The 26253-nt window shown below is 65.7% G+C and carries 19 protein-coding genes; 9 read left to right on the forward strand and 10 right to left on the reverse strand.

Features of this window, described 5'->3' with window-relative positions; genetic code table 11:
* Positions 1-65: 65 nt before the first annotated feature.
* The 3 genes from B9Y82_RS14060 to B9Y82_RS14070 form a co-directional block, all read right to left on the reverse strand.
* Positions 66-1094, reverse strand: a complete 1029-nt coding sequence (locus B9Y82_RS14060) for a hypothetical protein (protein ID WP_238381610.1) — start codon at positions 1092-1094, stop codon at positions 66-68.
* Between the two features lie 44 nt (positions 1095-1138).
* Positions 1139-1666, reverse strand: coding sequence for a hypothetical protein (locus tag B9Y82_RS14065; protein WP_238381611.1), 528 nt, complete (start codon positions 1664-1666; stop codon positions 1139-1141).
* 78 nt (positions 1667-1744) lie between these two features.
* The gene (locus B9Y82_RS14070; protein WP_100473698.1) at positions 1745-2260 is read right to left on the reverse strand and encodes a hypothetical protein; all 516 of its coding nucleotides are present in this window, start codon (positions 2258-2260) and stop codon (positions 1745-1747) included.
* Positions 2261-2801: 541 nt separating this feature from the next.
* On the opposite strand from B9Y82_RS14070, the gene ybaL reads away from it, so the two are divergent.
* Entirely contained in the window at positions 2802-4499 is a 1698-nt protein-coding gene (ybaL, locus tag B9Y82_RS14075) for a YbaL family putative K(+) efflux transporter (protein WP_100473699.1), read from the forward strand.
* A 391-nt stretch (positions 4500-4890) separates the two neighbouring features.
* Here ybaL and B9Y82_RS14080 read toward each other — a convergent pair whose 3' ends face one another.
* The gene (locus tag B9Y82_RS14080) at positions 4891-6177 is read right to left on the reverse strand and encodes an O-acetylhomoserine aminocarboxypropyltransferase/cysteine synthase family protein (protein ID WP_100473700.1); all 1287 of its coding nucleotides are present in this window, start codon (positions 6175-6177) and stop codon (positions 4891-4893) included.
* 180 nt (positions 6178-6357) lie between these two features.
* Here B9Y82_RS14080 and B9Y82_RS14085 point away from each other — a divergent pair, with 180 nt between their 5' ends.
* The 3 genes from B9Y82_RS14085 (at position 6358) to B9Y82_RS14095 (ending at position 9328) form a co-directional block, all read left to right on the forward strand.
* The gene (locus B9Y82_RS14085; protein WP_100473701.1) at positions 6358-7095 is read left to right on the forward strand and encodes a response regulator transcription factor; all 738 of its coding nucleotides are present in this window, start codon (positions 6358-6360) and stop codon (positions 7093-7095) included.
* A complete protein-coding gene (locus tag B9Y82_RS14090) occupies positions 7092-8387 on the forward strand; it encodes an ATP-binding protein (protein ID WP_100473702.1) in 1296 nt (431 codons plus the stop codon). Before B9Y82_RS14085 ends, B9Y82_RS14090 begins: the two co-directional genes overlap by 4 nt.
* Before the next feature lie 140 nt (positions 8388-8527).
* Positions 8528-9328, forward strand: a complete 801-nt coding sequence (locus B9Y82_RS14095; protein ID WP_100473703.1) for a MipA/OmpV family protein — start codon at positions 8528-8530, stop codon at positions 9326-9328.
* 71 nt (positions 9329-9399) lie between these two features.
* On the opposite strand, the gene clpB is transcribed toward B9Y82_RS14095, so the two are convergent.
* Together clpB and B9Y82_RS14105 are read right to left on the reverse strand one after the other, a co-directional pair.
* Positions 9400-11985: an ATP-dependent chaperone ClpB gene (gene clpB / locus B9Y82_RS14100; RefSeq protein ID WP_100473704.1), complete on the reverse strand. Its 2586-nt coding sequence runs from the start codon at positions 11983-11985 to the stop codon at positions 9400-9402.
* A gap of 181 nt (positions 11986-12166) precedes the next feature.
* Entirely contained in the window at positions 12167-12988 is an 822-nt protein-coding gene (locus B9Y82_RS14105) for a DUF3014 domain-containing protein (protein ID WP_100473705.1), read from the reverse strand.
* A 168-nt stretch (positions 12989-13156) separates the two neighbouring features.
* Here B9Y82_RS14105 and B9Y82_RS14110 point away from each other — a divergent pair, with 168 nt between their 5' ends.
* On the forward strand, positions 13157-13867 hold the full coding sequence (locus B9Y82_RS14110) for a glutathione S-transferase (protein WP_100473706.1): 711 nt from the start codon (positions 13157-13159) through the stop codon (positions 13865-13867).
* 54 nt (positions 13868-13921) lie between these two features.
* On the opposite strand, the gene B9Y82_RS14115 is transcribed toward B9Y82_RS14110, so the two are convergent.
* From B9Y82_RS14115 to B9Y82_RS14130, 4 genes are all read right to left on the reverse strand, one after another.
* Positions 13922-15532, reverse strand: coding sequence for a hypothetical protein (locus B9Y82_RS14115; RefSeq protein ID WP_100473707.1), 1611 nt, complete (start codon positions 15530-15532; stop codon positions 13922-13924).
* A gap of 639 nt (positions 15533-16171) precedes the next feature.
* Positions 16172-17890 (reverse strand): thiamine pyrophosphate-dependent enzyme, encoded by a 1719-nt coding sequence (locus tag B9Y82_RS14120; protein ID WP_100473708.1) that lies wholly within the window; start codon positions 17888-17890, stop codon positions 16172-16174.
* 131 nt (positions 17891-18021) lie between these two features.
* Positions 18022-18879 (reverse strand): XAC2610-related protein, encoded by an 858-nt coding sequence (locus B9Y82_RS14125; RefSeq protein ID WP_100473709.1) that lies wholly within the window; start codon positions 18877-18879, stop codon positions 18022-18024.
* 36 nt (positions 18880-18915) lie between these two features.
* Complete coding sequence (locus B9Y82_RS14130) at positions 18916-19398, reverse strand: DUF3574 domain-containing protein (RefSeq protein WP_100473710.1); 483 nt, start codon at positions 19396-19398, stop codon at positions 18916-18918.
* A 216-nt stretch (positions 19399-19614) separates the two neighbouring features.
* Here B9Y82_RS14130 and B9Y82_RS14135 point away from each other — a divergent pair, with 216 nt between their 5' ends.
* The 4 genes from B9Y82_RS14135 (at position 19615) to otsA (ending at position 26228) form a co-directional block, all read left to right on the forward strand.
* Entirely contained in the window at positions 19615-22050 is a 2436-nt protein-coding gene (locus tag B9Y82_RS14135) for a TonB-dependent receptor plug domain-containing protein (RefSeq protein ID WP_100473711.1), read from the forward strand.
* Between the two features lie 236 nt (positions 22051-22286).
* On the forward strand, positions 22287-23045 hold the full coding sequence (gene otsB / locus B9Y82_RS14140; protein WP_032128814.1) for a trehalose-phosphatase: 759 nt from the start codon (positions 22287-22289) through the stop codon (positions 23043-23045).
* Positions 23046-23085: 40 nt separating this feature from the next.
* Positions 23086-24867, forward strand: coding sequence for a glycoside hydrolase family 15 protein (locus B9Y82_RS14145; RefSeq protein ID WP_100475238.1), 1782 nt, complete (start codon positions 23086-23088; stop codon positions 24865-24867).
* On the forward strand, positions 24864-26228 hold the full coding sequence (gene otsA / locus B9Y82_RS14150; protein WP_100473712.1) for an alpha,alpha-trehalose-phosphate synthase (UDP-forming): 1365 nt from the start codon (positions 24864-24866) through the stop codon (positions 26226-26228). The genes B9Y82_RS14145 and otsA overlap by 4 nt, the downstream gene beginning before the upstream one ends.
* Positions 26229-26253: the final 25 nt, after the last annotated feature.

Below are 26253 nucleotides of genomic sequence, written 5' to 3' on the forward strand. Positions count from 1 at the left end.
CCGTCGCATCTTTCACACCTGCCGGAATGATCCGGCGGGTGTTTTGTTTTGTGCTACGGACAGGATCAGCTGCACGGCTGGCAGTTGGACATGTAACGACCTTCTGCAAGCACACGGACAGACTCAAGACAATTATCCAGACTGTCAAAATTCACGTTTATTTGAAGACCAGGCAGCGACCAGCTGGCGCTGCCAAACGTTCCTTCATCACGCCAACGACTGGCTCGTTGACCCATGCGCTCTTCGAGTATGGACGGCGGATCATCGAATTGAAGACCGAATGGGAGCGGCCCAGCCCAGGCTCTTGAGTTTCCCAGTCGTTCGCGGACGAAACTGATACCGGTGTATACCGGATGGCTACCGGAAACGCGCCGCCTACTGTCAAAGTAAAGGATGAAGCCATGCTCGTCGGCTCTATCAACGATCTCCCTGCTCGCCTCCGCAATCAGACTTGCAAGCCCAAATTCCCGGAACACGGCTTGGAAATCAGCATCGTCGGTCGATCTACCGAGGGCAGCAACTACCTGCTCCGCTGAGGGGTACTCGCGCGTCGCCGGTGCGCGAGCCAATGGGCGCATGGGAATTCCCAGGCTGATATCAAAGATCCCGGGGCCTCCTGCCCGCTCGATACATCCAGGTTGATAGGTCAGACGGATGCGGTAGTCGGGCAACCACCACGCGTCACGCCTACCGGCGTGCAAGCTATCCCCGAAGCCCGCCATCACGAGCCTTTCGCGAGCCATCGTCCTATCGTCCTCCCATTGCAGGCCGAACGGCAGCTCGCCTTCGTACCGGCGCATGACATCTGGAATGCCTGCAGTTACCGCAACGTTGGTGAAGATCAGCTCACCGCTCCTGCCGTGCGAAGCCACGGAGCGCCCGTTCCAGTAGTTGCGCTCGCTGAAGGAGAACAGCATGCCCTGCCCGCTCACGCGCAGAATCGCCTCGTAAGGACTTTTTGCAGGACGGGCCAGCTCTGGCCTGCGCCTGGCGCCAAGCGATTGCAGCATCGTTGTGACGGCTGGGTCGGTGGCGCTTCTGCCAAACAGCGCTGCTATTGCCTGGATGTGCACCATGCTTGTTGGATGAATCATGGAAGCTCCGCTGTCCATTCGGGCGAGATGCGCATACGCCGCTATTACCCTTGGCGATGGGTACGATCGACCGGAATACCAACGGATACACAGCGAAGCGAATCTCCGGGACCGGAGAAGTTGACTTTGAGCTCCAAGCCACCGATGCCCCATACATCCACATTGCCCGAGATACCCGCCACGACGGGATTACCCGCATTCAAGGCTGCAAATCGCTCCCTCACACAGTGACGCGACATTGAGAGATCCAGCCCATGGGGCAACGGACCGGAGTAGGCATGTCTGTCTTTCCCAGATGCCCAGAACACTGCCGTCGTGAGTACCCAGGGCCCGTCGTCCACGTCGTGGTACGGAATATCCGCCAGCATCCCGATATCCGCGAAATTCAACTGCAGCGTGCCTTCCTCGTCTGTCCAGATCCGCCTTCCAGTCAATTTCAACGGATTGCGGCTGATGTCCGCCTCATCGATTTCCAATGCCTGGAGCAATCCGGACAGGGAAGCCGAGCTGGTGCCCTGACCTACCGCCTGAATCACTACATCTATGTCTGGAAGATTCATCTGATTGTTCACCGACACTGTACGAAAATATCTGGGCCGCCTACATGTAATCCCGCATGCCGGCCCCAAGTACGGGAGACAGTCGAGGGCTCACGGTTGGTGATCACTACGATCAACCGGCAGGCCCACGGAGATGCACCGAATCGAATCAACAGGACCGGAAAAATCGACTCTCAGTTCATGACCGTTGACACACCAGATATCAACCTCACCAGAAAACCCCGCTTCCATGGGGTCACCAGCATCCAGAGCGGAGAGTCGCTGCCTGACTTCCTGGCGTTGCATGGAAAATCTCAGTTCATACGGCAGCGATCCAGCGTATGCAGGACTGCTTTTTTTGACTCCCCAGAAGACCACATTGGTCAGAACCCAGGGTCCGTCATCCAGGTCGTGATAGGGGATGTCGTTCAACAGCCCGACATCCTTGAATTGCAGCTGGAGCACATCCTGCTTGTCAGTCCATATCCGCATTCCAGCCAGATTGAACGGATAGCGGCGAAAGGCGGTCTCGTCGATTTCCAGGTCAAGGAGCAGCCGGGACAGGGAAGCCGAACCGGTGTCCTGACCTATCGCTTGGACCACTACATCAATATCAGGAAGTTTCATGCGGTTGTTCACCCATACGGTCAGAGTGGAGAAAGCCCGCTTGGCTGCTCAGCGGGACGAGGCAATGGCACATAATGACCGTTGAGAGGGACGCAGGCAGCGCCAACCGGACGGCTCGGTCCCATCCGATCGAGCGCGCATTCAAGTAATCCTTGGTCCCCTGCTGCTCTCATTTCGTCCAGAAGCCCTTGAATCACTTCGGCAGACGGCCTTGAGTCGGAACTGTCGCGTCTCGGTTCCATCCCATGCCCGAACCGACGCATAGGTCGCGTCCCGGCGCCAGGCATATCGGCCGTGCGCCGGCCAGATAGGTCCGATCCCGACGTTTCGCGCAGGCACCCGCCGCAGATCCCCGGTTCCTACGCAACGACGCAAAACGGGTAAGCGGAATGGCGGCCGCTGGCCGGCATTCCCGGACCCTGGTGGGGTCAGAGCCCTTTTCCTGCGGGAGAAGGGCTCTGACCCCACTCGCATTTAAGGTTTGCCGCATTTGGCGCATTAGGTGAAAATCGGGGCATCCCCCGATTTCCTGCGAGTGCCGATGCACCATGACACCGACCTGATCAACATCGTTGCCGTTGGCCTCGGGCTCGCCTTCATCTTCGGCGCGCTGGCCAACAAGCTCCGCTTGTCTCCCCTGGTCGGTTACCTGGTTGCTGGCATCTGCGTAGGCCCGTTCACTCCCGGCTTCGTTGCCGACCAGGCGCTGGCCAACCAGCTGGCCGAGCTGGGCGTGATGCTGCTGATGTTCGGCGTCGGCCTGCACTTCTCGCTGAAGGACCTGATGGCGGTCAAGGCCATCGCCATCCCCGGTGCCATCGGCCAGATCGCCGTGGCCACCCTGCTCGGCTGGGGCGTGGCCTCGCTGATGGGCTGGCCCGCCCTGCATGGCGTCATCTTCGGTTTTTCGCTGGCCACCGCCAGTACCGTGGTGCTGCTGCGGGCGATGGAGGAACGCCGCCTGCTGGAGACCATGCGCGGCAAGATCGCGGTCGGCTGGCTGATCGTGGAAGACCTGGCCTGCGTGCTCGCACTGGTGATGATGCCGGTGATGGCCGGCGTGTTCGGCCCCGACGCGGCCAAGGAATCGCACTCGCTGGGCAGCGTGCTGGCCGATATCGGCTGGACCTTCGTGCAGCTGGGCCTGTTCGTGGCGGTGATGCTGGTGGTCGGGCGCCGGGTCATTCCATGGATCCTCGAACGCATCGCCGGTACCGGTTCGCGCGAACTGTTCACCCTGTCGGTGCTGGCGATCGCGCTGGGCGTGGCGTTCGGCTCGGCGATGCTGTTCGGCGTCTCGTTCGCACTGGGCGCGTTCTTCGCCGGCATGCTGCTCAACGAATCGGAGCTCAGCCACAAGGCCGCGCATGATTCGCTGCCGCTGCGCGATGCGTTCGCGGTGCTGTTCTTCGTCTCGGTCGGCATGCTGTTCGATCCGAACATCCTCATCCAGCACCCGTGGCAGGTGCTGGCCACCGTGCTGATCATCATGTTCGGCAAGTCGGCCGCCGCGTTCTTCATCGTGCGCGCGTTCGGGCACCCGACCAGCACGGCGCTGACCATCTCGGCCAGCCTGGCACAGATCGGCGAGTTCGCCTTCATCATCGCCGGCCTCGGCGTGGCCCTGCAGATCCTGCCGAAGGAAGGCCAGTCGCTGGTACTGGCCGGTGCGCTGGTGTCGATCATGCTCAACCCGCTGGTCTTCGGGCTGCTCGACCGTTGGCAGGCCAAGCAGGAACAGCAGCCGCAGCCGGCCGAACCGGAAGAGGCGATCGGCCCATCGCGTGATCTGAACGGGCACGCGATCGTGATCGGCTACGGCCGGGTGGGCAGCGAGCTGGCGCAGGTGCTGCGCGATCGCGGTGTGCCGGTACTGGTGATCGATGACAACAAGGAACATGTCGAACAGGCACACGCCAAGGGCCTGGCGGCGATCCGCGGCAGTGCCGCCGCCGACCGGGTGCTGGCCGAAGCCCATCCGGAACGCGCGAAGATTGCGGTGCTGGCGATTCCACAGCCGCTGGAGGCCGGTGAGGCGCTGGCCAAGCTGCGGGCGATCAACCCGGAGCTGACCCTGCTGGCGCGTGCGCACAGCGATGCGGAGGTGAAGCATCTGCTGGAACACGGTGCGGATGGGACGGTGATGGCCGAGCGTGAGCTGGCGTACTCGCTGGCGGAGATGGTGATGTCCACGCCGCCGTATCGCGGGCTGGGACAGCACAGTATTCCGGTGGTGTGAGGGTGTGTGTGCGGCAGGGCTTGCAGCCCTGCACCTGCCGAATCAACTTCAACTGCAACGACAAAAGCAAAAGCTGGCATTCCGTGGGATGGCGGGGTGGGTCCGGTGGCGGGAGACGCCGTAAACCCTTCCATGGGGGCTTGGCCGCGGCATCCATGCCGCGGACACTCCCGCCACGTCGACCTTGGTCGACACGGCGGTGCATGGGGTCAGATCCGTTTTCCGCAGGAAAACGGATCTGACCCGGGAACAAAAAAAATCCCCGGTCGACCCGCATCGACCGGGGATCTGGATCGCCACGTTGCCACTGCCTTGGAGAGGCAGTTCCACCGTAGCGCATCACGGCGCGGGTGGTGATCGCCTGTGGCGATATACACCAAGCGTGCGGCTATCAGGCGCCGGCCAGGGCCTGCTCCAGGTCGGCGCGCAGGTCGCCGATATGCTCGATGCCGATCGACAGCCGCACGGTGTCTTCGCTGACGCCGGCCTTGGCCAGCTCCGCTGCATCCAGCTGGCGATGGGTGGTCGAGGCCGGATGGGTGGCCAGTGACTTCGCATCGCCCAGGTTGACCAGGCGGGTGAACAGCTTCAGTGCATCGAGGAAACGCGCGCCGGCCTCGCGGCCGCCCGGCAGGCCGAAGGTCAACACGCCCGAGCCGTGGCCGCCCAGATAGCGCTGCGCGGCGGCATGCTCGGGGTCGTCGGCCAGTCCGGCGTAACGCACCCAGGCCACCTTTGCGTGCGACTTCAGGAACTGCGCGATGGCCAGTGCGTTGGCGTTGATGCGTTCCATGCGCAGCGCCAAGGTCTCGATGCCCTGCAGGATCAGGAAGGCATTGAACGGTGACAGCGCCGCGCCGGTGTTGCGCAGCGGCACCACCCGCGCGCGGCCGATATAGGCCGCCGGCCCCAGCGCTTCGGTATAGACCACCCCGTGGTAGCTCGGGTCAGGCTGGTTGAGGCGAGCGAAGCGCGCGGGCTGTGCAGCCCAGTCGAAGCGGCCCGAATCGATGATCGCGCCGCCCAGGCTGTTGCCGTGGCCGCCGAGGTACTTGGTCAGCGAATGCACCACGATATCGGCACCATGCTCGAACGGGCGCAGCAGGAATGGCGTGGCCACCGTGTTGTCGACGATCAGTGGCACGCCGGCGGCATGCGCGACCTCGGCAATGGCGGCAATGTCGGTGACGTTGCCGCGCGGGTTGCCGATCGATTCGACGAACACCGCCTTGGTGCGCTCATCGATCAACCCTGCGAACGCGGATGGATCGGCTGGGTCGGCAAAACGCGCCTGGATGCCATACTGCGGCAGCGTGTGCGCCAGCAGGTTGAGGCTGCCGCCGTACAGCGCACTGGAGGCGACGATGTTGTCACCGGCTTCGGCGATGGTCTGGATGGCGTAGGTGATCGCGGCCTGCCCCGAGGCCAGCGCCAGCGCGCCGATACCCCCTTCCAGCGCGGCCAGGCGCTGCTCCAGCACATCGGTGGTGGGGTTCATGATGCGCGTGTAGATGTTGCCCGGCACCTTCAGGTCGAACAGGTCGGCGCCGTGCTGGGTGTCATCGAACGCATACGCCACGGTCTGGTAGATTGGCACCGCCACCGCGCGGGTGGTCGGGTCGGGACGATAGCCGCCGTGCACGGCCAGGGTTTCCAGTTGCCACTGCGGATCGCTCATTGCACCAGGCTCCATCCGGGGAAACCGCCACCATAGGCCAGCCGGGGCCAGCCGCTGAACGCCGCTGGCGATGACGCCCGTACCTGCGGTTATCAGGTTGGCCGCGATTCAGGCAGCCGTCATGGGCCGTTGCTAGGCTTCGCCGCCGGGCGCTCCTGCCCGGGCACGGAGGCCCCACGCATGCAGCCATCCCCCTGGACTCCCCCTGCCAGCAGTTCGCCCACGTCGGTCCTGCTGGTGGAGGACGACCGTCGCCTGGCCGAACTGGTCAGCGACTACCTGCACGAGCACGGCTTCGCCGTGCAGCACGTGGCCCGTGGTGACCTGGCCGGTGCGGCCTGCCGCCAGCATGCGCCGGAGCTGGTGGTGCTGGATCTGATGCTGCCCGGCCTCGGTGGCATCGATGTGTGCCGGCAGATCCGCAGTTTCTCCGACGTGCCGATCCTGATGCTGACCGCCTGCGAGGACGACATCGAGCAGGTGCTGGGCCTGGAATCGGGTGCCGATGACTATGTGCACAAGCCGATCGAGCCGCGCCTGCTGCTGGCCCGCCTGCGCGCCCTGCTGCGCCGCCGCCATGGCAGCAGCAACACCGGCACGCCCAGCCGGCTGATGCATGGGCAACTGCTGATCGATCGCATGCAGCGTGAAGTGCACCTGCACGGCGCGGCGGTGGATGTGGGCACCACCGAGTTCGAGATCCTGTGGCTGCTGGCCAGCCAGCCCGGGCAGATCCTGTCGCGTGACCAGATCCTGCAGGCAGTGCGCGGCATCGGCTTCGACGGCCTGGACCGCAGCGTCGACGTCTGCATCGGCAAGCTGCGCCGAAAGCTCGGCGACGACGCGCGCGAACCGCGGCGGATCAAGACCGTGTGGGGGCGCGGCTACCAGTTCAATCCCTCGGCCTGGTCGGCGTGAAGCGGCTTTTCCTGCGCCTGTGGCTGGTGGTCGGCGCGAGCTTCCTGATCACTCTGCTGCTCATCAATGTGGTCTTCGATCGCATCTACCTGCCGTTCCAGCAGCGTGTGTTTGCAGAGCAGGTGCGTGGCCAGCTGTATGCGTTGCGGCAGGGGCTGGATGGAAAGGGCCCCGCCGCCCAGCAGGATCAGCTGGCGCAGTGGCAACCCCACTACGGCATTGCGCTGGCACTGTTGCCGTCAGCGCCGGCCCTCGAAGCCGGCGAACAGGAACAGCTGCAGCGCAACGGACTCATTTCCCGGCAGAAGTTCGAGATCGTACTGGCGCCTCTTGATCCACGGCATCCGGACGGTCCCTGGCTGCGCCTGCACCTGCCAGGCGAGCCGTCAATGACGCTGTATCTCACCCTGATCGCCTACTCGGTGATGCTGGCCCTGTTCGGGTTGTGCCTGTACGCGTGGGTGCGCCTGCTCTGGCGCGATCTGGACGCCCTGCGCGTGCATGCCGACCGCATCGGCGCCGGCGATCTGCAGGCGCGCGCACAGGTCTCGCCACGCTCGCAGATCCGGGTCATCGTCGACCACTCCAACCGCATGGCCGCACGCGTGGCAGAACTGGTGCAGCGCCAGCGCGACCTGACCCATGCGATCTCGCACGAACTGCGCACCCCCATCGCACGCGTGGCCTTCGGCCTGGACCTGATGCAGGACAGCGATGATCGCGAACGTCGCACGCGGCTGGCTCAGGGCCTGCATGGTGACCTGGCCGAGCTCAACCGGCTGGTCAGCGAACTGCTGGCCTACGAACGATTGGAGCATCCCAGCGAGGGCGAACCGATGCAGCGGATTGAAGCCAATGACTGGCTGCAGGCCTGCTTGGCCGATGCCCGCCGCGATGCCGAGCGTGCCGGCCTGGCATTGCGCGTACAGCCCAGCGCGCTGCCGCGCGTGGATGCCGAGCCACGCCTGCTGCAGCTGGCGCTGAGCAACCTGCTCGGCAACGCACTGCGTCATGCGCGCTCGCAGGTCGAAGTCTCGCTGGTGGGTGTTGGCGGCCGCGCCTGCCTGCGCGTGGACGATGACGGCCCCGGCATCGCCGAGGCTGACCACGAAAAGGTGATGCGCCCGTTCACCCGCTTGGATGACAGCCGCAGCCGTGACACCGGCGGCTTCGGCCTGGGCCTGGCCATCGTCGGCCGTATTGCAGCCCGCCACGGCGGCGAGCTGCGCATCAGCCGCGCCACGCTGGGCGGCGCACGCCTGGAAATGCACTGGCCGCTGGCTGCCAGCTGAACGCGCTGGGCCGCGATTACAGTTGATTACAACTCCCGCACAACTGCGGACGGATCGGTCGCCGGCGTATCGCCACGCTGGCGACCCTGCAGCACTCGCCGGATGCGCGCGCTGCTTTCCTCCCATTGTCGAGAGTTTCCATGTCCCAGCTTCGCCGTTCCCCCACCCTGCTCTGCCTGGCGCTGTTGCCACTGCTTGCCACGCCGATCGCCCACGCCAAGGATGACCACTGGACCTTCGAGCTCGCCGCCGGCGGTGGCGTGACCCCGCGCTACAGCGGCAGCGAGGAATATCGTGCGACGCCGTCGCTGTCCTTCGATGTCACCTCGCCGGGGGGCTGGTTTCTGGGCACCAGTGGCATCGGCTGGGGCACCGCCCTCGGCGAGCACACCCGCGTGCGCGCCTACGTCGGCGGCAGCGGCATCCGCAAGGACAAGGACTCCCTGCTCGGCGGCTCGGACTTCCTGCGCGGCATGGGCGATATCGATACCCGTCCCCTGGTCGGTGTCTCGGCTGGTTATACGCTGGGCGAGGCCGTGCTGAGCGGCTCCTGGCAGTTCACCCGCAAGGACGAGGACAAGGCCGAGAACGGCCTGGCCACCCAGCAGATCCATCTGAACCTGACCCTGCCGCTGTTCGACCTGGCTGGCGGTGTGGTCAGCGGCAGCGTGTCCACCGACTACGGCAACCGCGGCTACATGCAGACCTGGTACGGCGTCAGCCCAGAACAGGCGGCGCGAACCGGCTTCGCCGAGCACAAACCGAAGGCCGGCCTGGTCAGCGCCGGTGTCGGCCTGAAGTGGAGCCACCGCGTGGGCCGCAACGGCAACTGGTATATCTCGGCCGAAGGCACGCGCCTGCTCGGCGATGCGGCCAACAGCCCGATCGTGCAGAAGCCCAACCAGTTCGGGCTGATGAGCGGGTATACGCACCGCTTCTGAGAAGTCGCCGGGCATGGCCCGGCGCTACCGGAGAAAACGGGGCGCTGCGGTCAGGCAGCGCCCCGATGGACTCACGCCTTGGCGAACACCAGGTGGCCACCATCATTTCCGACTTCGATGGTGTCGCCGTTGACGAAGGCGCCGGACAGGATCTTCTGCGCCAACGGGTTCTCCAGCTGCGCCTGGATCGCGCGCTTCAACGGGCGCGCACCATACACCGGATCGAAGCCAACGTTGCCAAGCAGGTCGAACGCTGCGTCGGACACCATCAGCTTCAAGCCACGCTCGGCCAGGCGCTTCTCCAGGCCACGCATCTGGATGCGCGCGATCTGCTTGATCTGCTGCTTGTCCAGCGGATGGAACACCACGATGTCGTCCAGGCGGTTGATGAACTCCGGACGGAAGTGCGCCTGCACCACGCCCATCACTGCCGCCTTCATCTGCGTGTAGGCCTCCGGGCTGTCGTCGGCGCTCATGTCCTGGATCTGGTGCGAGCCCAGGTTCGAGGTCATCACGATGACGGTGTTGCGGAAGTCCACGGTGCGGCCCTGGCCATCGGTCAGGCGGCCATCGTCCAGTACCTGCAGCAGGATGTTGAACACATCCGGATGTGCCTTCTCTACTTCGTCCAGCAGGATCAGCGAGTACGGACGGCGACGCACGGCCTCGGTCAGGTAACCGCCTTCCTCGTAGCCGACGTAGCCCGGGGGCGCGCCGATCAAGCGGGCGACGCTGTGCTTCTCCATGAACTCGCTCATGTCGATGCGGATCATGGCGTCGGCACTGTCGAACAGGAACTCGGCCAGCGACTTGCACAGTTCGGTCTTGCCGACACCGGTCGGGCCGAGGAACAGGAACGAACCGGCCGGGCGATTCGGATCGGACAGGCCCGCACGCGAACGGCGCACGGCATCGGAGACAACCTTGATCGCTTCCTCCTGGCCGACCACGCGGTTGTGCAGCACCTCTTCCATGCGCAGCAGCTTGTCGCGCTCGCCTTCGAGCATCTTGTTGACCGGAATGCCGGTCCAGCGCGACACGACCTCGGCAATCTCCTCGTCGGTCACGCGGTCCTGCACCAGCTTGAAGTCCTTGTGCTCGGCTTCCTGGGCGGCGGCCAGCTGCTTTTCCAGCTGCGGCAGCAGGCCGTACTGGATCTCGCTCATCTTGGCGAAATCCTGGCGGCGCTGCGCGGCTTCCAGCTCCAGCTTGGCCTGCTCGACCTGCTCCTTGATCCTGGTTGCACCCTGCAGCGCGGCCTTCTCCGACTTCCAGATTTCATTGAGGTCGGAGAACTCGCGCTCCAGCGCCTCGATATCGTTCTCCAGATCGGCCAGGCGCTGCCGCGAGGCCTCGTCCTTTTCCTTCTTCAGCATCTCGCGCTGGATCTTCAGCTGGATCACCCGGCGTTCCAGGCGGTCCAGTTCCTCCGGCTTGGAGTCGATCTCCATGCGCAGGCGCGAGGCGGCCTCGTCCATCAGGTCGATGGCCTTGTCCGGCAGCTGGCGGTCGGTGATGTAACGGTTGGACAACGTGGCGGCAGCGACGATGGCCGGGTCGGTGATCTCCACCCCGTGATGCAGGGCGTACTTTTCCTTCAGCCCACGCAGGATGGCGATGGTGTCCTCCACCGACGGCTCACCCACGAACACCTTCTGGAAGCGGCGCTCCAGCGCGGCATCCTTCTCGATGTACTTGCGGTACTCGTCCAGCGTGGTCGCGCCGATGCAGTGCAGCTCACCGCGTGCCAACGCCGGCTTCAGCATGTTGCCGGCATCCATCGCGCCGTCGGCCTTGCCGGCGCCGACCATGGTGTGCAGTTCGTCGATGAACAGGATGATCTGGCCTTCGTTCTTGGCCAGGTCGTTGAGCACGCCCTTCAGGCGCTCCTCGAATTCGCCACGGAACTTGGCACCGGCGATCAGCGCGCCCATGTCCAGCGACAGCACCCGCTTGCCGCGCAGGCCCTCGGGCACTTCGTCGTTGATGATGCGCTGGGCCAGGCCTTCCACGATCGCGGTCTTGCCCACGCCGGGTTCGCCGATCAGCACCGGGTTGTTCTTGGTCCGGCGCTGCAGCACCTGGATGGTGCGGCGGATTTCCTCGTCACGGCCGATCACCGGGTCGAGCTTGCCGCTCTCGGCACGCGCGGTCAGGTCGATGGTGTATTTCTCCAGCGCCTGCCGCTGCTCCTCTGCATTCTCCGACTGCACGTTCTCGCCGCCGCGCAGCTTGTCGATCGCGGCCTGCAGGCGGGTCTTGTCGGCACCGGCGGCGCGCAGCGCCATGCCCAGCGTGCCGCCATCCTCCAGCGACGCCAGCACGAACCACTCGCTGGCAATGAAGGCATCCCCGTGCTGCTGGGCCAGCTTGTCGGTCTGGTTCAGCAGGCGCCCCAGGTCATTGCCCATCGAGACGTTGCCGGCCTGGCCGGACACCTTGGGCAGTGCGTCCAGCGCCTCGGTCAGGCGCTCGCGCAGCACCGGCACGTTCACCCCGGCCTGGGCCAGCAACGGGCGCGTGCTGCCGCCCTGCTGGTCCAGCAGGGCGCTGAACAAGTGAACCGGTTCGATGATGCTGTTGTCGCGGCCCACGGCCAGCGACTGTGCGTCTGCCAGCGCCTGCTGGAAACGCGAGGTGAGCTTGTCCATCCGCATTGCGAAACCTCATCGGTCATCTGGGCCGGCCCGCGCCGGCGACGCTGGAAAGATGCGGCTGCCCCACCCCGTTTCAAGGGTGACTGCGACTGCACCCCGAGGCCGGTCAGCCTGCGGCCAGCATGCCGGAGCGGGTGTGGTCGGCGCGTTGATCCCGATCAGTTTCGTGCTGTGGACGGGCTCAGCGGGTGATCGCGCTGCGGATCGCCCGCAGCTGCTGCTTGACCGCCTGCGCCTGCGCCGCGTCCATGCGCAGCAGGGCCTTCTGGCCGATCGAGCGCGACTGCAGGGCGGAATCGACGAAGCGATAGCGGCCGCGGTCATCGCGCTGCACCAGCGGTGCCTGGGCCAGTTCCGGGGTGTCCAGCAGATGGTCGATCACCGCCAGCAGGCGATCATTGAAGTACGAGTCCGGCCGACCCAGGTCGACGTAGGCCTGCTGGATCAGCGGATAGAAGCGCTTGTAAGCGGTAGCCGCTGCCGCCGGGTCCAGCGCAGTGAATGCGTGCACATAGGGCGCATAGCGCGCCGCGTTGCTGGCGGCGATGCGTTCACCGCCTTCCCCCGGCTCGACCTGCAGGTTGCCCGGCAGCGGGCGCGCGGCCAGCGCGGTCGGCGGCACGCTGGGTTTGTCCAGGTTGTCGACCTGGGTGACCAGGCGCTGGATCAGATGGTCGCGCAGCAGCAGGGTCAGCGGCCCCTCCCCTTGGAACAGCTGGCCCAGCGCACCCCATGCCGCGGCATCGCTGTCCGCCAGTTTCGGCAGCGCCGGGTCGGCAGCGGCCTCGGTATCCAGCGGATGCCGGATCGTTGGGGGTGCTGGCGCGGGCTCTACGGCTGCCGTCGGTTGTGGCGGTGCACTGGTACTGGCGGGGGTTGATTGCACCGGCACCGAAACACCGTCTGCCAGGCTCTTGAGCTGATCGCGGAACAACCAGCCTCCCGCGCCGCCAATCACCACCACGCCCAATATCCAGGGCCATACCGCCTTTCCACTCTGCATGATGCAGCACCTCGTTTCACACGCATGGAGAAGGTGTGACCCCACCCATTCCAACGGGTTCCCCGCCTGTTCCGCTGCCGTTCGGGTTCAGGCACGCGCAGTCCATGCTCACGCCTGCTTTGCACTGCCCGCGCGAGGCTGTGAGTCCTGTCCCGTGGAGACACTGCCATGCAGTACGCGCTGTATTACTGGACCGGCATCCAGGGCCGCGGTGAATTCGTGCGGCTGGCGCTGGAAGATGCCGGCGCCGACTACATCGACATGGCGCGGGTGCACGGCGATGCGGTGATGCAGGCGTTTCTCGATGGCAGCAGCGAGGGTCCGCAACCCTTCGCGCCGCCGTTCCTGAAGGCGGGCCGCCAGGTCATCGCGCAGGTCGCGGCCATCCTGGATTTCCTCGGCCCGACGCTGGACCTGGTGCCGCAGGCGGCCTCACGGCGGGTGCAGGCGCTGCAACTGCAGCTGACCATTGCCGACCTGGTGGCCGAGGTGCACGACACCCACCACCCGATCGCTGCATCGAAGTACTACGAAGAGCAGAAGACCGAAGCCAAGGCGCGGGCCGCGTCCCTGCGCAGCGAGCGGCTGCCCAAGTTCCTGGGCTATTTCGAACAGGCGCTGGCCGCCAATGGTGGCCGCCATGCGCTGCGCGAGCACTCCTATGTGGACCTGTCGCTGTTCCAGCTGCTGAGCGGGCTGGACTACATGTTCCCGCGCCGCATGCAGGCGCTGGCCCCCACCCTGCCCCTGCTGCGTGCGCTGCAGGAGCGGGTGGCGAAGCGGCCGAACATCGCTACCTATCTGGGCTCGGAACGGCGCTTGGCATTCAACACCAATGGCATCTTCCGCCACTACCCGGAGCTGGACGCCGAACGGTAATTCCGCCGCCTGCAGCTTCCCCCTGCAGAGCCGTGCGATGCACGGCGTCACCGGTCAATGGTCGGTGCGATCGCCCAGCGGCTCCACCGCCTGCTTCTGCAGCGACAGCAGGCCCAGCAGCAGCGCCAATGCCACGTAGGCGCCGGCGAACTGCCAGCTGATGATGCGTGCCAGCCCATCCAGGTCCCACGGCAGGTAGATGCCACCGCGCGGATCCACCGAGTGGATCAGGCCGAACAGGGTCAGACCGGCGGCCACCAGCAGGAAGCCGCAGGCACGGCGCAGGCGGCCATCGACCATCGCCGCTACCGCCGAGATCCACAGCATCGAGGTGATGATGAAGCCGTTGCCGAGGGTGAAGATCACCGCCAGCTCAGGCAGTCCGTGGCCATCCAGTTTGGTCAGCAACTGCGGCAGCTGGTCCGGCGCGATCCAGCCCGGGGCCTTGATCGCCAGCAGGTACGCCACCGACGGCAGGAAACCGAACACCATCGCGCCGGCGTGGTGGCGCGGCGTAGCCTGGAACGCCTGGGTGGTGATGTCGATGGCCACGTACACGATGATCGGTGCCAGCACCGCCAGCGGCAGCCACTGCACCAGCCCTGAGATGATGCCCAGCATGCCGCCGATGCCGACGAACAGGCCGGTCAGCAGGGTGTAGCCGCTGCGCGCGCCCATGTGCTTGTACGCCGGCTGGCCGATGTACGGCGTGGTCTGCGCCACGCCACCGCAGACACCGGCCACCAGCGTGGCCACCGCTTCCACCAGCAGGATGTCGCGGGTGCGGTAGTCATCACCGGCCGCGCGTGCGCTCTCGGACACGTTGATGCCGCCGACCACCATCAGCAGGCCGAACGGCAGCAGCAACGGCAGGTAGGTCATCGCGGTGGGCAGGCCATCGAGGAAGCCCAGCGTCGGCAGCGGCAGCACCACCTGCGGCGGCACCCACTCCGGCACGTGGAAGCCCGGTGCGCCAAGCCCGGCCAGGCCAAGGCCGTAATACAGCACGGTGCCGAACACGAAGGCCAGCAGCACGCCGGGGCCACGCACCGGCAGCTTGCCCTTGGCGATCAGCACATACAGCAGCAGGCCCAGCGTGGTGAAGCCGACCAGCGGCGAGCGCAGCGTCTCCAGCAATGGCAGCAGCCCCATCAGCACCAAGGCGATGCCGGCGATGGAACCCAGCAGCGCAGCACGCGGCAGCGCGCGGGTGACCGCCTCGCCGAAGAACGAAAGCACCAGCTTGAGCACGCCCATGATCACCAGCGCGGCCATGCCCAGCTGCCAGGTGGCGATGCCCGCGGCATGCGGATCCATGCCCTGCTGCTTGAAGGCCACGAAGGCCGGGCCGAGCACCAGCAGCGCCATGCCGATGCTGGTGGGTGCGTCCAGGCCCAGCGGCATGGCGGTGACATCGTCGCGGCCGGTACGCGCGGCCAGCCGGCGCGCCATCAGGGTGTACAGCAGGTTGCCGACCAGCACGCCGAATGCGGTGCCGGGGAACATGCGGCCGAACACCACGTCGGCGGGGAACTGGAAGATCCCGACCAGGGCCATGGCGATGAAGCCAAGGATGGAAAGGTTGTCGACGACCAGGCCGAAGAAGCCATTGACGTCGCCGGCGACGAACCAGCGACGCGATGCGGCGGAAGCGGGAGCGGACATGGAAGGGGCGGTGGGGGGGGGGACCGCCGATGGTAGGCCCAGCGGGGCCAGCGCGCCAATTCCGTCGTGGAATGATGGGTTCCAGCCAACGGCGGGGCCCCTCGTGGCGGGGTGGTCGCGGACAGCGGGGTTATTGGAGTAGGCCGTGCGGGGTGGGCTGCGCAGGACACGCCGTAAACCCGTCCATGGGGGCTCGATGGCGCCATCCATGGCGCCAACGGTCCTGCGCAGCCCATCCCGACCGGCCCCTGACAGTTTCCTGCGCGTGCCAGCCACGGAAGAGAATCAAAAGATCAAAAGCAAAGGCAGGCGCTCGTTGTAGAGCCGAACCCATGCTCGGCTGCTGTACGCGAAGCCTCTGAGCCGAGCATGGCTCGGCTCTACAGAAGATCATTTCGATCATTCTTGCGTTATCCACGCATGGCGTGGATCTACCGGCAGATCGCGATGATCTGTCGAAGGCGGGGTGGGTCCGGTTGCGGGGGCGTGAGCCGCATGGATGCGGCGACCGAGCTTACATGGATGTACTTGCAGCGTTCCCCGCAACCGGACCCACCCCGCCATCCCTCAGCAAACCAGCTTCTGCTCTGGCTCTGGCTCTTAGCGGGTGCAGGGCGCAGCCCTGCATCGACCAACCCACTACTTCTTCAGGAAGTTGTCCACCAGCAGATGCTTCACGTCGTCGAAGCGGCCGTTCAACACCGCCTTGGCGGCGTACAGTGCGGTACCGGCCACCTGCTTGGCCTCGATCTGCGGCGGCATCACCAGCTCGGCACGACTCGTGTGCACGTCCAGCAGCGCCGGGCCACGCTGCGCCAGGAAGTCCTGCACCGCCTCCTCCAGATCCTCGCTGCGGGTGACCGTGCGGCCGTGGAAGCCGATCACTTCGGCCAGGCGGCCGAAGTCCGGATTCTTCAGGTCGGTGTAGTTGTCCAGCAGGCCTTCCACCTTCTGCTCCAGCTCGACGAAGTTCAGCGAGCCGTTGTTGAACACCACCACCTTGATCGGCAGGTTCTCCTGTACCGCCGTCAGCAGGTCGCCCAGCAGCATTGCCAGGCCACCATCGCCGGACAGCGAAATCACCTGGCGGCCGGGAAACGCCTTCTGCAGGCCGAGTGCCTGCGGCATCGCATTGGCCATCGTGCCATGCAACAGGCTGGTCAGCGTGCGGCGGCGACCATTTACCCGGATATGCCGCAGCACCCACACCATCGGCGAGCCGCCGTCAGCGGTGAACAGCGCGTCATCCGTTGCGTACTTCGACAGCAGCGCGGTCAGGTGCTGCGGATGGATCAATTCGCCTTCACCCGGCTGTTCTTCCTGCTCGCGCTTCTTCAGTGCCTTGTCACGGCGCTCGATGCACTCGTCCAGGAAACTGCTGTCCTCGCGCGGCGGCAGCATCGGCAGCAAGGCATCCAGCGTCGGCGCGATATCACCGACCACGCCAAGGTTCACCGGATGGCGACGGCCGAGGTGGCTGCCATCGCGATCGACCTGGATGATCGTGGCCTTGTCCGGGTAGAACTGGCCCCAGGCGAAATCGGCGCCGAGCAGCAGCAGCGTGTCGCACTCCATCAGCGTGTGGAAGCCGGATTCGATGCCGAAGATGCCGGTCATGCCCATGTTGTACGGGTTGTCCGGCTCGACGAAATCCTTGGCGCGCGAGGTGTGCGCGATGGGGGCCTGCAGGCGTCGGGCCAGCTCCAGCAGCTGCGCGTGCGCGCCCTGGCAACCGGCACCGGCATAGACACCGATGCGCTTGCCCTGCCCCAGCAGCTCGGCGATCCGCTGCAGTTCAGCGTCAGAGGGGCGCAGCACCGGCTGCGTGTAGTGCACCGAGAACGGCACATCGTGCTTCACCTCGGCCTGGCTGATATCGGCCGGCAGGATCACCACCGCTACGCCGCGACGGCTGATCGCGGCCTGGCAGGCCAGCGTGACCACGCGGCGCGCCTGTTCGGCGCTGTGCACCTGTTCGCAGAACACCGTGCAGCTGCCATAGACCGCCTTGAAATCCACTTCCTGCGGGAACTCCATACCCAGCTCGCTGGTGACGATCTGGCTGGCGATCAGCACCATCGGCGCGCGATTGCGGTTGCTTTCGAAGACGCCGTTGATGAAGTGCAGGCCACCAGGCCCGCAGGAACCGGCGCAGGCGGTCAGCTCGCCGCTCACCAGCGAATCGGCGCCTGCAGCGAAGGCTGCCACTTCTTCATGGCGCACATGCACCCAGGCGATCTCACTGCCGTGCATTGCATCGGTCACATGGTTGAGCGTATCGCCCACGATGCCGTAGCAACGGCGGACACCGGCCTGCTGCAGGGCGTCCACCACGATTTCGGCCACGCGCTTGCTCATCGGATACATCCTCGAACGGGGGAACGTCCGAGGCTAGACCCGATGAAGTGATGCCCCCGCAAAAAAGGGGACGGAGGGAATTAAGTCGCTAACGGCAAAAACGACTTAATTCCCTCCGTCCCCTTTTTTCTTCAATCGTTGACGTTGATCCAGCCCAGCACCACGCCACTTTTCGGATTGAGAAACCGCAGCTTCACCCAGCCATCCTGTTCATCCAGCATCTCCACACGGTCGCCCTGCACCAGGTAGCGCTTCGTGCTGGAAGCACCTGGCTGATCGAACAGGAACAACCGTGCTGGCACCACGGTGGCCTGCTGACCACGCAGCGGTCCATCCGGTGGTGCGCCCAGGCCATCACCGATGGCGCTCTCCAGCACGCGGCCCGCGGGATCATAGGTGCGCCAGACTGCCAGCGGGCCCTGCCCGTCGGTCTGTTCCCAATGCAGCGCGGTGTTCAACGTATCGCCCAGCATCAGCACGCTCTCGGCGCGGTACAGATAGAGTTTCGCACCCGCAAACCGATACTGGTCGGCGTACCACATCGGGCCGCTGCGGCAGCTGCTGGTGAGGGTGCGGGTAGCCGCATCCACGCTCAGCCCCATCAGGTCACCGCAGCTTTCCTTGCCATGGGTGTCGGCCTGCAGCGCGCGGAACCCGGCGCTGGCCGGATCGAAGCGATACACCGCCACCGCCTCGTTGACCATGCCCACCGATGCACGCGCAACCAGTTCCGGGTAGCCATCGAAATCGACGTCCTCCAGTGACCAGCGCGAATTGCCGTCGGCGTCCGCCGCGCCCGCCAGCGTCTGGCGCTTGCCCGAGGGTGACAGCTGCACCGCGATGCTGCCGTCCTGCTGGGGATCGGCGTGCGCCTGCACGTGAGCGGCCACCTGGAACCGCAGCGTTTCGCCGTCGCCTCCCCCCGCCTGCGCCGTCGGTGCCAACACGCCTGCCATCACCAGGCCCAGCATGCATTCCCTGTAGTTCATCCACGCTCCCTGCGGCGCCGCGGCGGCACCTTCAACTCAGAACGATACGTCAACCGCCTGCCGGGACCACAGTACTGACTGATGCTTGGTCTGCTGCTTCCACGCCAGGCGGATCGCCTCGATGTCGGCGCGCCGCTGCGGGGTGTCCTCGTGCAGCACCACCAGCACCTTGGTGCGCAGGCGGTTGGGCGCTGCATCGCCGCGGAACAGCCACTGGCCGTAGGCATCGAACACGGTCAGGCCATCCGGGAAGCGCGGGGTCACTTCCTTGTCCAGGAAGGTGCGCCACTGCGCCTCGCTGATGGTGTCGGCCTGCGGGCGGTTGCCGGCACCCTGCTCTTCACCCACGCCGAAGTACAGCTCGCTGCGTACCCAGCCCTGCCCGGTGGACGGGCGTGCGGCATCGCCCTTCAGTTCGGCGGTGGTAGCCGTGGCATAGGCGCTGGGCGCCTGCGAGGACAAGCTGGCGCAGCCACTGGTGGCCAGCAGCACGGCGAAGACGAGGCCAAGGTGTTTCATCGGTGCAGCTCCGGGGAAGGGGGACAAGGCGAGCCGGCAGCGTACAGCGCCACCGGCCCAGCGTGCTGATGCCAGCAGGGCATCAACTCATGCCGGACCGGCAGGGGCTTGCATCGGCACCGGTCATCACGCGAAGATAATATATCGCTTCATCCGGATGGATGTAAGTGAAACCATCTCCCCCCTTCCCCGCCGTCGTTGTTGCTGGAGCCCCCCATGTCCCCCCGTCTGCCCGCGTCGCCGCTCGGCCTCGCCATCGCCCTCGCGCTTTCCTCCGCCGCCGTCCCGGCCCTGGCCCAGGACGCCACCAACCTGGACACCGTGATCGTCACCGGCACCCGTGCCGCCGACCGCACCGTGCTCGAATCCACCTCGCCGGTGGATGTGCTCACCGCCGAGGACATCCGCAAGGCCGGCGTGGTCAATGGTGAACTGGGCAGTGCGCTGCAGGCGTTGCTGCCGTCGTTCAACTTCCCGCGCCAGTCCAACTCCGGTGGCGCCGACCATGTGCGCGCGGCGCAGCTGCGCGGTCTGTCGCCGGACCAGGTACTGGTGCTGGTCAATGGCAAGCGCCGCCACCACACCGCGCTGGTCAACACCGACAGCAAGATCGGCAAGGGCACCACCCCGGTCGACTTCAACTCGATCCCGGTCAGCGCGATCAATCGCATCGAAGTGCTGCGCGACGGCGCCGGCGCGCTGTACGGATCGGATGCCGTGGCCGGCGTGATCAACGTGATCCTCGACAACGGTGGCGACGGCGGCGAGATCGAGGTCAGCTACGGTGCCAACCACACCGACCTCAAGCCGATCGGCCGCACCCTCACCGACGGTCAGACCGGCAACATCAGCGCCAAGGTCGGCACCTCGCTGGGCGAAGACGGCGGATTCCTGCGCGTCGGCCTGGAGTACAAGCACCGCAACAGCACCAACCGCGCTGGCTTCGACCAGATTCCGCCATGGGACCAGACGCCGGACAACCTGGCGCTGCAGGGCAAGCGCAACTATGTGCTGGGCGATGGCAAGAGCAAGGACATCAACCTGTGGCTGAACACCGAGATTCCGGTGGGCCAGACGTCGACGTTCTACGCGTTCGGCACCTTCAACCAGCGTGACACCGAAGGCGCGAACTACTTCCGCTATCCCGATGGCGATGCCAACTGGAAGCAGGTCTATCCGAACGGTTACCGACCGATCTCCGAAGGCGAGAACCGCGACGTGCAGGCCGTGGCCGGCGTACGCGGCCAGTGGGGCGAGTGGAGCTACGACGGCAGCCTGGATTACGGCCAGAACGACTTCACCTACCGCCTGCGCGATTCGCTCAACGCGTCGCTGGGCCCGACCAGCCCGACCCGCTTCAAGACCGCTGACTACGAATACGCACAGACCGTGGGCAACCTCGATCTGAGTCGTGTGTTCACCCAGAGCGACAGCATCAGCCACACCCTGGGCCTGGGCGTGGAAGCGCGCCACGAGCGCTACCAGACCCGCCCCGGTGACCCGGCCAGCTATGCCGCCGGCCCCTACACCGATCGCCCGACCGGCTCGCAGGCCGGTGGCGGCCTGACCCCGCAGGATGCGGCGCGCCTGTCGCGCGACGTGGCCAGTGCCTACGCCAGCCTGTCCAGCCAGTTCGGCGAGAAGTTCTCCACCGATCTGGCCGCACGCTACGAGCACAACGACGACTTCGGCGGTGAACTGACCGGCAAGCTCGGCCTGCGCTATGAATTCACCCCGGCGTTCGCGTTGCGCGGTGCCATCTCCAACAACTTCCGTGCGCCGTCGCTGGCGCAGATCGGCTACGAGTCCACCTCCACCGGCTACAACGCTGGCGGCCAGCTGGTGCAGGGCCGCCTGCTGTCGGTCAACAATCCAATTGCGCGTGGCCTGGGTGCGCAGAACCTGAAGCCGGAAAAATCGATCAATACCTCGCTGGGCTTCACCAGCCGCATCGGCGAGCATTTCGACCTGTCGCTGGACTTCTTCCAGATCGACATCGACGACCGCATCGCGCTGTCGGAGAGCATCACCGGCGATGCACTGACCGACTACGTGGCCGCCAACTACGGCGTCAGCGGCCTGCAGAGCGCCAGCTTCTTCGTCAATGCCGCCGACACCCGCACCCGCGGCGCCGAGCTGGTGAGCAACTGGCGCCAGTCGCTGGGTGACGGCCAGCTGCTGCTGACCGGCACCTACGCGTACACGAAGACCACGCTGAAGAACGTGCTGGCCACGCCGGCACAGCTGCGCGCACTGAACCCGGACCATGTGCTGTTCGGCATCGAAGAGACCAACACCCTTACCGATGCCACGCCACGCACGCGCGGCAGTTTCTCGGCGGCGTGGAGCAACGACCACTGGTCGCTGAGCAGCCGCGTGAACCGCTATGGCAGTGCCACCCGCGTGTTCAATTTCGGGGACGGCTACATCCCGCGCCAGACCTACCGGGCCGAATGGCAGCTGGATGCGGAAGTCGAGTACCACATCACCCCGCGCTGGAGCGTGGCCATCGGCGGGCAGAACCTGACCGACAACTACCCGGATCGATCCAACAGCGATATCCATTACTTCGGCAACCTGCCATATGACGTGCTGTCGCCGATCGGCAGCAATGGCGCGTACTACTACGGCCGGGTCCGCTACACGTTCTGATTGCATTGGACCAATGACTCCCGGTGGGTGCGGACCGTTGGTCCGCACTGCCTGGTAGTGGCGGCCGCTGGCCGGCAACATCATGGTTCAGTACAAGCTTCCCCTTCGTGCCGACCAACGGTCGGCACCCATCGGAGATGATCGCTCTGGGTGGGTGCGGACCGTTGGTCCGCACTACCAGATCCGTAGCCTGCCCTAGACCCCACGTACACGCCCACGCTGGCATGCTGGGCGTCATGGCTGAACCGCTCCCCCTGCGTCCGCCACCACCATTGCTGGACGACGCCTGCGCGTTGTTTCTCGATGTTGATGGCACCCTTATCGAATTCGCTGCACGCCCGGATGCCGTGCAGTTGCTGCCGGATGTGCGTGAAGCCATCGGCCGCATCAGCGACCGCCTGGAAGGTGCCGTGGCACTGGTCAGTGGTCGCCCACTTGAACAGCTGGATCAACTGTTCGCGCCTTTGAAGCTGCCCGCCGCCGGCCTGCATGGCCACGAACTGCGTGGCGAAGACGGTCGCGTCCTGCGCGACGAACACGACGACGACACCGCTGAGTGGCTGCACGCACTGCACCAGCAGGCGATGCGCTTTGCCCATGGGCATCCCGGCGTGCTGGTGGAAGACAAGGGCGTCGGCCTGGCACTGCACTGGCGCGGTGCGCCGCATGCCGCCAGCGATGTCCGTGCCTTCGCCGATCGCCACGTGCGTGGCCGTGCCAGCTACCGCCTGCAACCGGGCGACCACGTCGTTGAGTTCGTCCCCGTCGGCACCGACAAGGGCCGCGCCGTGCGGCGGATGATGCAGTACCTGCCGTTCCGCGGCCGCCTGCCGGTGTTCCTCGGCGATGACCTGACCGATGAGTTCGGCTTCGATGCCGCCAACGGCCAGCACGGCTGGAGCGTGCTGGTGGGCGAACGTGAACCCAGCAAGGCGGTGTTCGCGCTGCCCGACATACGCAGCGTGCACGCCTGGCTGCGTGAGAATGCGTATTGACCCGGCCAATCCCACGGCCGCAACCGAGATGTACCGCGTGATGACCCAACCCGATCTTGATCTGGGCGTGGTCGGCAACGGCAGCTTCGGCGCCCTGGTCGACAAACGTGCCCGCGTTGTCTGGAGCTGCCTGCCCACCTTCGACGGCGACCCCACCTTCTGTGCCCTGCTCGGCCCCAACCGGCAGACCGGTGGCGACTTCGCCATCGAGCTGGAGGACTTCGCCAGCAGCGAGCAGGAATACCTGACCAACACGGCGATCCTGCGCACCGTCCTGCGCGACGCGCACGGTGGCGAACTGGAAATCCTCGACTTCGCCCCTCGCTGGCGGCAGAACGACCGCTTCTACCGCCCGGTCAGCCTGATCCGCCAGGTGCGCCCGCTGGCCGGCAGCCCACGCATCACCGTGCACGCACGGCCGCTGGCCGACTGGGGCGCGCGCGTGCCCGAGTCCACCTGGGGCAGCAACCATGTGCGCTGGATCCTGCCCGAGCACGTGCTGCGGCTGACCACCGACGTGCCGGTACGCTTCGTGCGCGACGGCCTGCCATTCGTACTCAACCATCCCATCCACCTGATCCTCGGCGTGGATGAATCGCTCAACCGCTCGATCAGCGGCTACGTGCAGGAGTCATTCCAGCGCACCCGCGACTACTGGCGTGAATGGGTGCGTTACCTGTCCATTCCGCTGGAATGGCAGGACGCGGTGATCCGCAGTGCGATCACGTTGAAGCTGTGCCAGTACGAGGACAGCGGCGCGATCATCGCGGCGATGACCACTTCCATTCCCGAAGCGCCCGGCAGCGTGCGCAACTGGGATTACCGCTACTGCTGGCTGCGCGATGCGGCGTTCGTGGTGCGTGCGCTGAACCGCCTCGGCGCGACGCGCACGATGGAACAGTTCCTCGGCTACATCTTCAACCTGGCCACCACCGACGGCACGCTGCAGCCACTGTATGGCATCGGCTTCGAGGCCAGGCTGGACGAAGACGAAGTCCCCAGCCTGTCCGGCTATCGCGGCATGGGCCCGGTGCGACGCGGCAACCTTGCCTGGGTGCAGCGCCAGCACGATGTCTACGGCAGCGTAGTGCTGGCCTCCACCCAGCTGTTCTTCGACCGGCGCCTGCAGGACCCGGGTGATGCGCACACCTTTGCCCGCCTGGAGCCCCTCGGCGAGCAGGCCTTCGCCCTGCACGACGTACCCGATGCCGGCCTGTGGGAGTTCCGTGGCCGCACCGAAGTGCACACCTACACCAGCGCGATGTGCTGGGCCGCCTGCGACCGCCTGTGCAAGATCGCCGTGCGCCTGAAGCGCGATGACCGCGCCCATTACTGGCGCGAGCGCGCCGACACCATCCACGCGCGCATCATGGCCGAGTCCTGGAGTGAAGAGCTGGGTCACTTCACCGATACCTTCGGCGGTCATCGCCTGGACGCTTCGCTGCTGCTGCTGGCCGACATCGGCTTCATCGATGCGCTGGACGCGCGCTTCATCGCCACCGTCGAAGCCATCGGCCGCGACCTCAAGCATGGCAATTCGCTGTACCGCTATGTCGCACCAGATGACTTCGGTGAGCCGGAAACCAGCTTCACCATCTGCACCTTCTGGTACATCGATGCGCTGGCGGCTATCGGGCGCATGGATGAAGCACGCGAGATGTTCGAGCTGCTGTTGAAGCAGCGCAACCACCTGGGCCTGCTGTCGGAGGATCTGGCCTTCGACAGCGGCGAGGCCTGGGGCAACTTCCCGCAGACCTATTCGCACGTCGGCCTGATCACCGCCGCGATGCGCCTGTCGCGGTCCTGGCAGGAGGCATCGTGAGCCGACTTGTAGTGGTTTCAAACCGCGTGGCCGTGCCGGGCGAGAATCGCGCCGGCGGCCTGGCAGTGGGCCTGCTGGCTGCGTTGAAGGAACGCGGCGGCATGTGGTTCGGCTGGAGCGGCAAAAGCGTGCGCGACGGCAGTGGCACGCTGCACACGCAGAAGGACGGCGACATCGAGTTCGTCACCCTGGACCTGAGCAAGCGCGAGGTCGATGGCTATTACAACGGCTTCGCCAATCGCACATTGTGGCCGCTGCTGCACTTCCGCCTGGATCTGGTCGACTACGATCGTGGCACCCGCGAGACCTACCACAAGGTCAATGCGCTGTTTGCCGACAAACTCGCGCCGCTGCTGCGCGAAGATGACATCGTCTGGATCCACGACTACCACCTGATCCCGCTTGGCGCGCTGCTGCGCGAGCGTGGCATCGGCTGCCGCATCGGCTTCTTCCTGCACATCCCGATGCCCTCGGCCGACCTGCTGCAGGCGATGCCGGACCACCTGCGCCTGTTCTCCGCCCTGTATGCCTACGATCTGGTCGGTTTCCAGACCCAGCGCGATGCTGATCGCTTCCAGACCTACCTGCGCCTGTTCGGCGGCGGCCGCGTGCTCGACAACGGCGAACTGGAAGCACCGGGCGGGCGCCGTTTCCGCGCAGCCGCGTTCCCGATCGGCATCGACACCGAGCTGATCGCACGCCAGGCCGGTACCGCCGCCACCAAGGCTGCGGTAAAGAACCTGCGCGCCAGCCTGCGTGATCGCCAGCTGGCGATCGGTGTCGATCGCCTGGATTATTCCAAGGGCCTGCCCGAACGCTTCCTCGGCTTCGAACGGTATCTTGAGCGCCATCCCGACCAGCGCGGCTCGCTGACCTACCTGCAGATCGCGCCGGTCTCGCGCGGCGATGTCACCGAGTACCGGCAGCTGCGCAGCCAGCTGGAGCAGATCGCCGGCCACATCAACGGTGGCCACGCCGAGCCTGACTGGACACCACTGCGCTACGTCAACCAGAACTTCACCCATGCCACCCTCACTGGTTTCTACCGTGCGGCGGCCGTCGGCCTGGTCACGCCGCTGCGCGATGGCATGAACCTGGTGGCCAAGGAATACGTGGCCTCGCAGGACCCGGAGGATCCCGGCGTGCTGGTGCTGTCGCTGCTGGCCGGTGCCGCCGACGAGATGAAGCAGGCGCTGCTGGTGAATCCGCACGACCTGGACGGCGTGGCCGACGCCATCGCCACCGCGGCAACCATGTCGCTGCACAGGCGCAAGGAACGCTGGCACGCGATGATGGAGCACCTGCGCACCTACGACATCAACCACTGGCGACGCAGCTACCTGGACGCGCTGGAAGGTTGAGGAAAAAAGGGGACGGAGGGGATCA

The organism is Stenotrophomonas maltophilia (genome assembly GCF_002799155.1).
Classification (GTDB): Bacteria; Pseudomonadota; Gammaproteobacteria; order Xanthomonadales; family Xanthomonadaceae; genus Stenotrophomonas; species Stenotrophomonas maltophilia_R.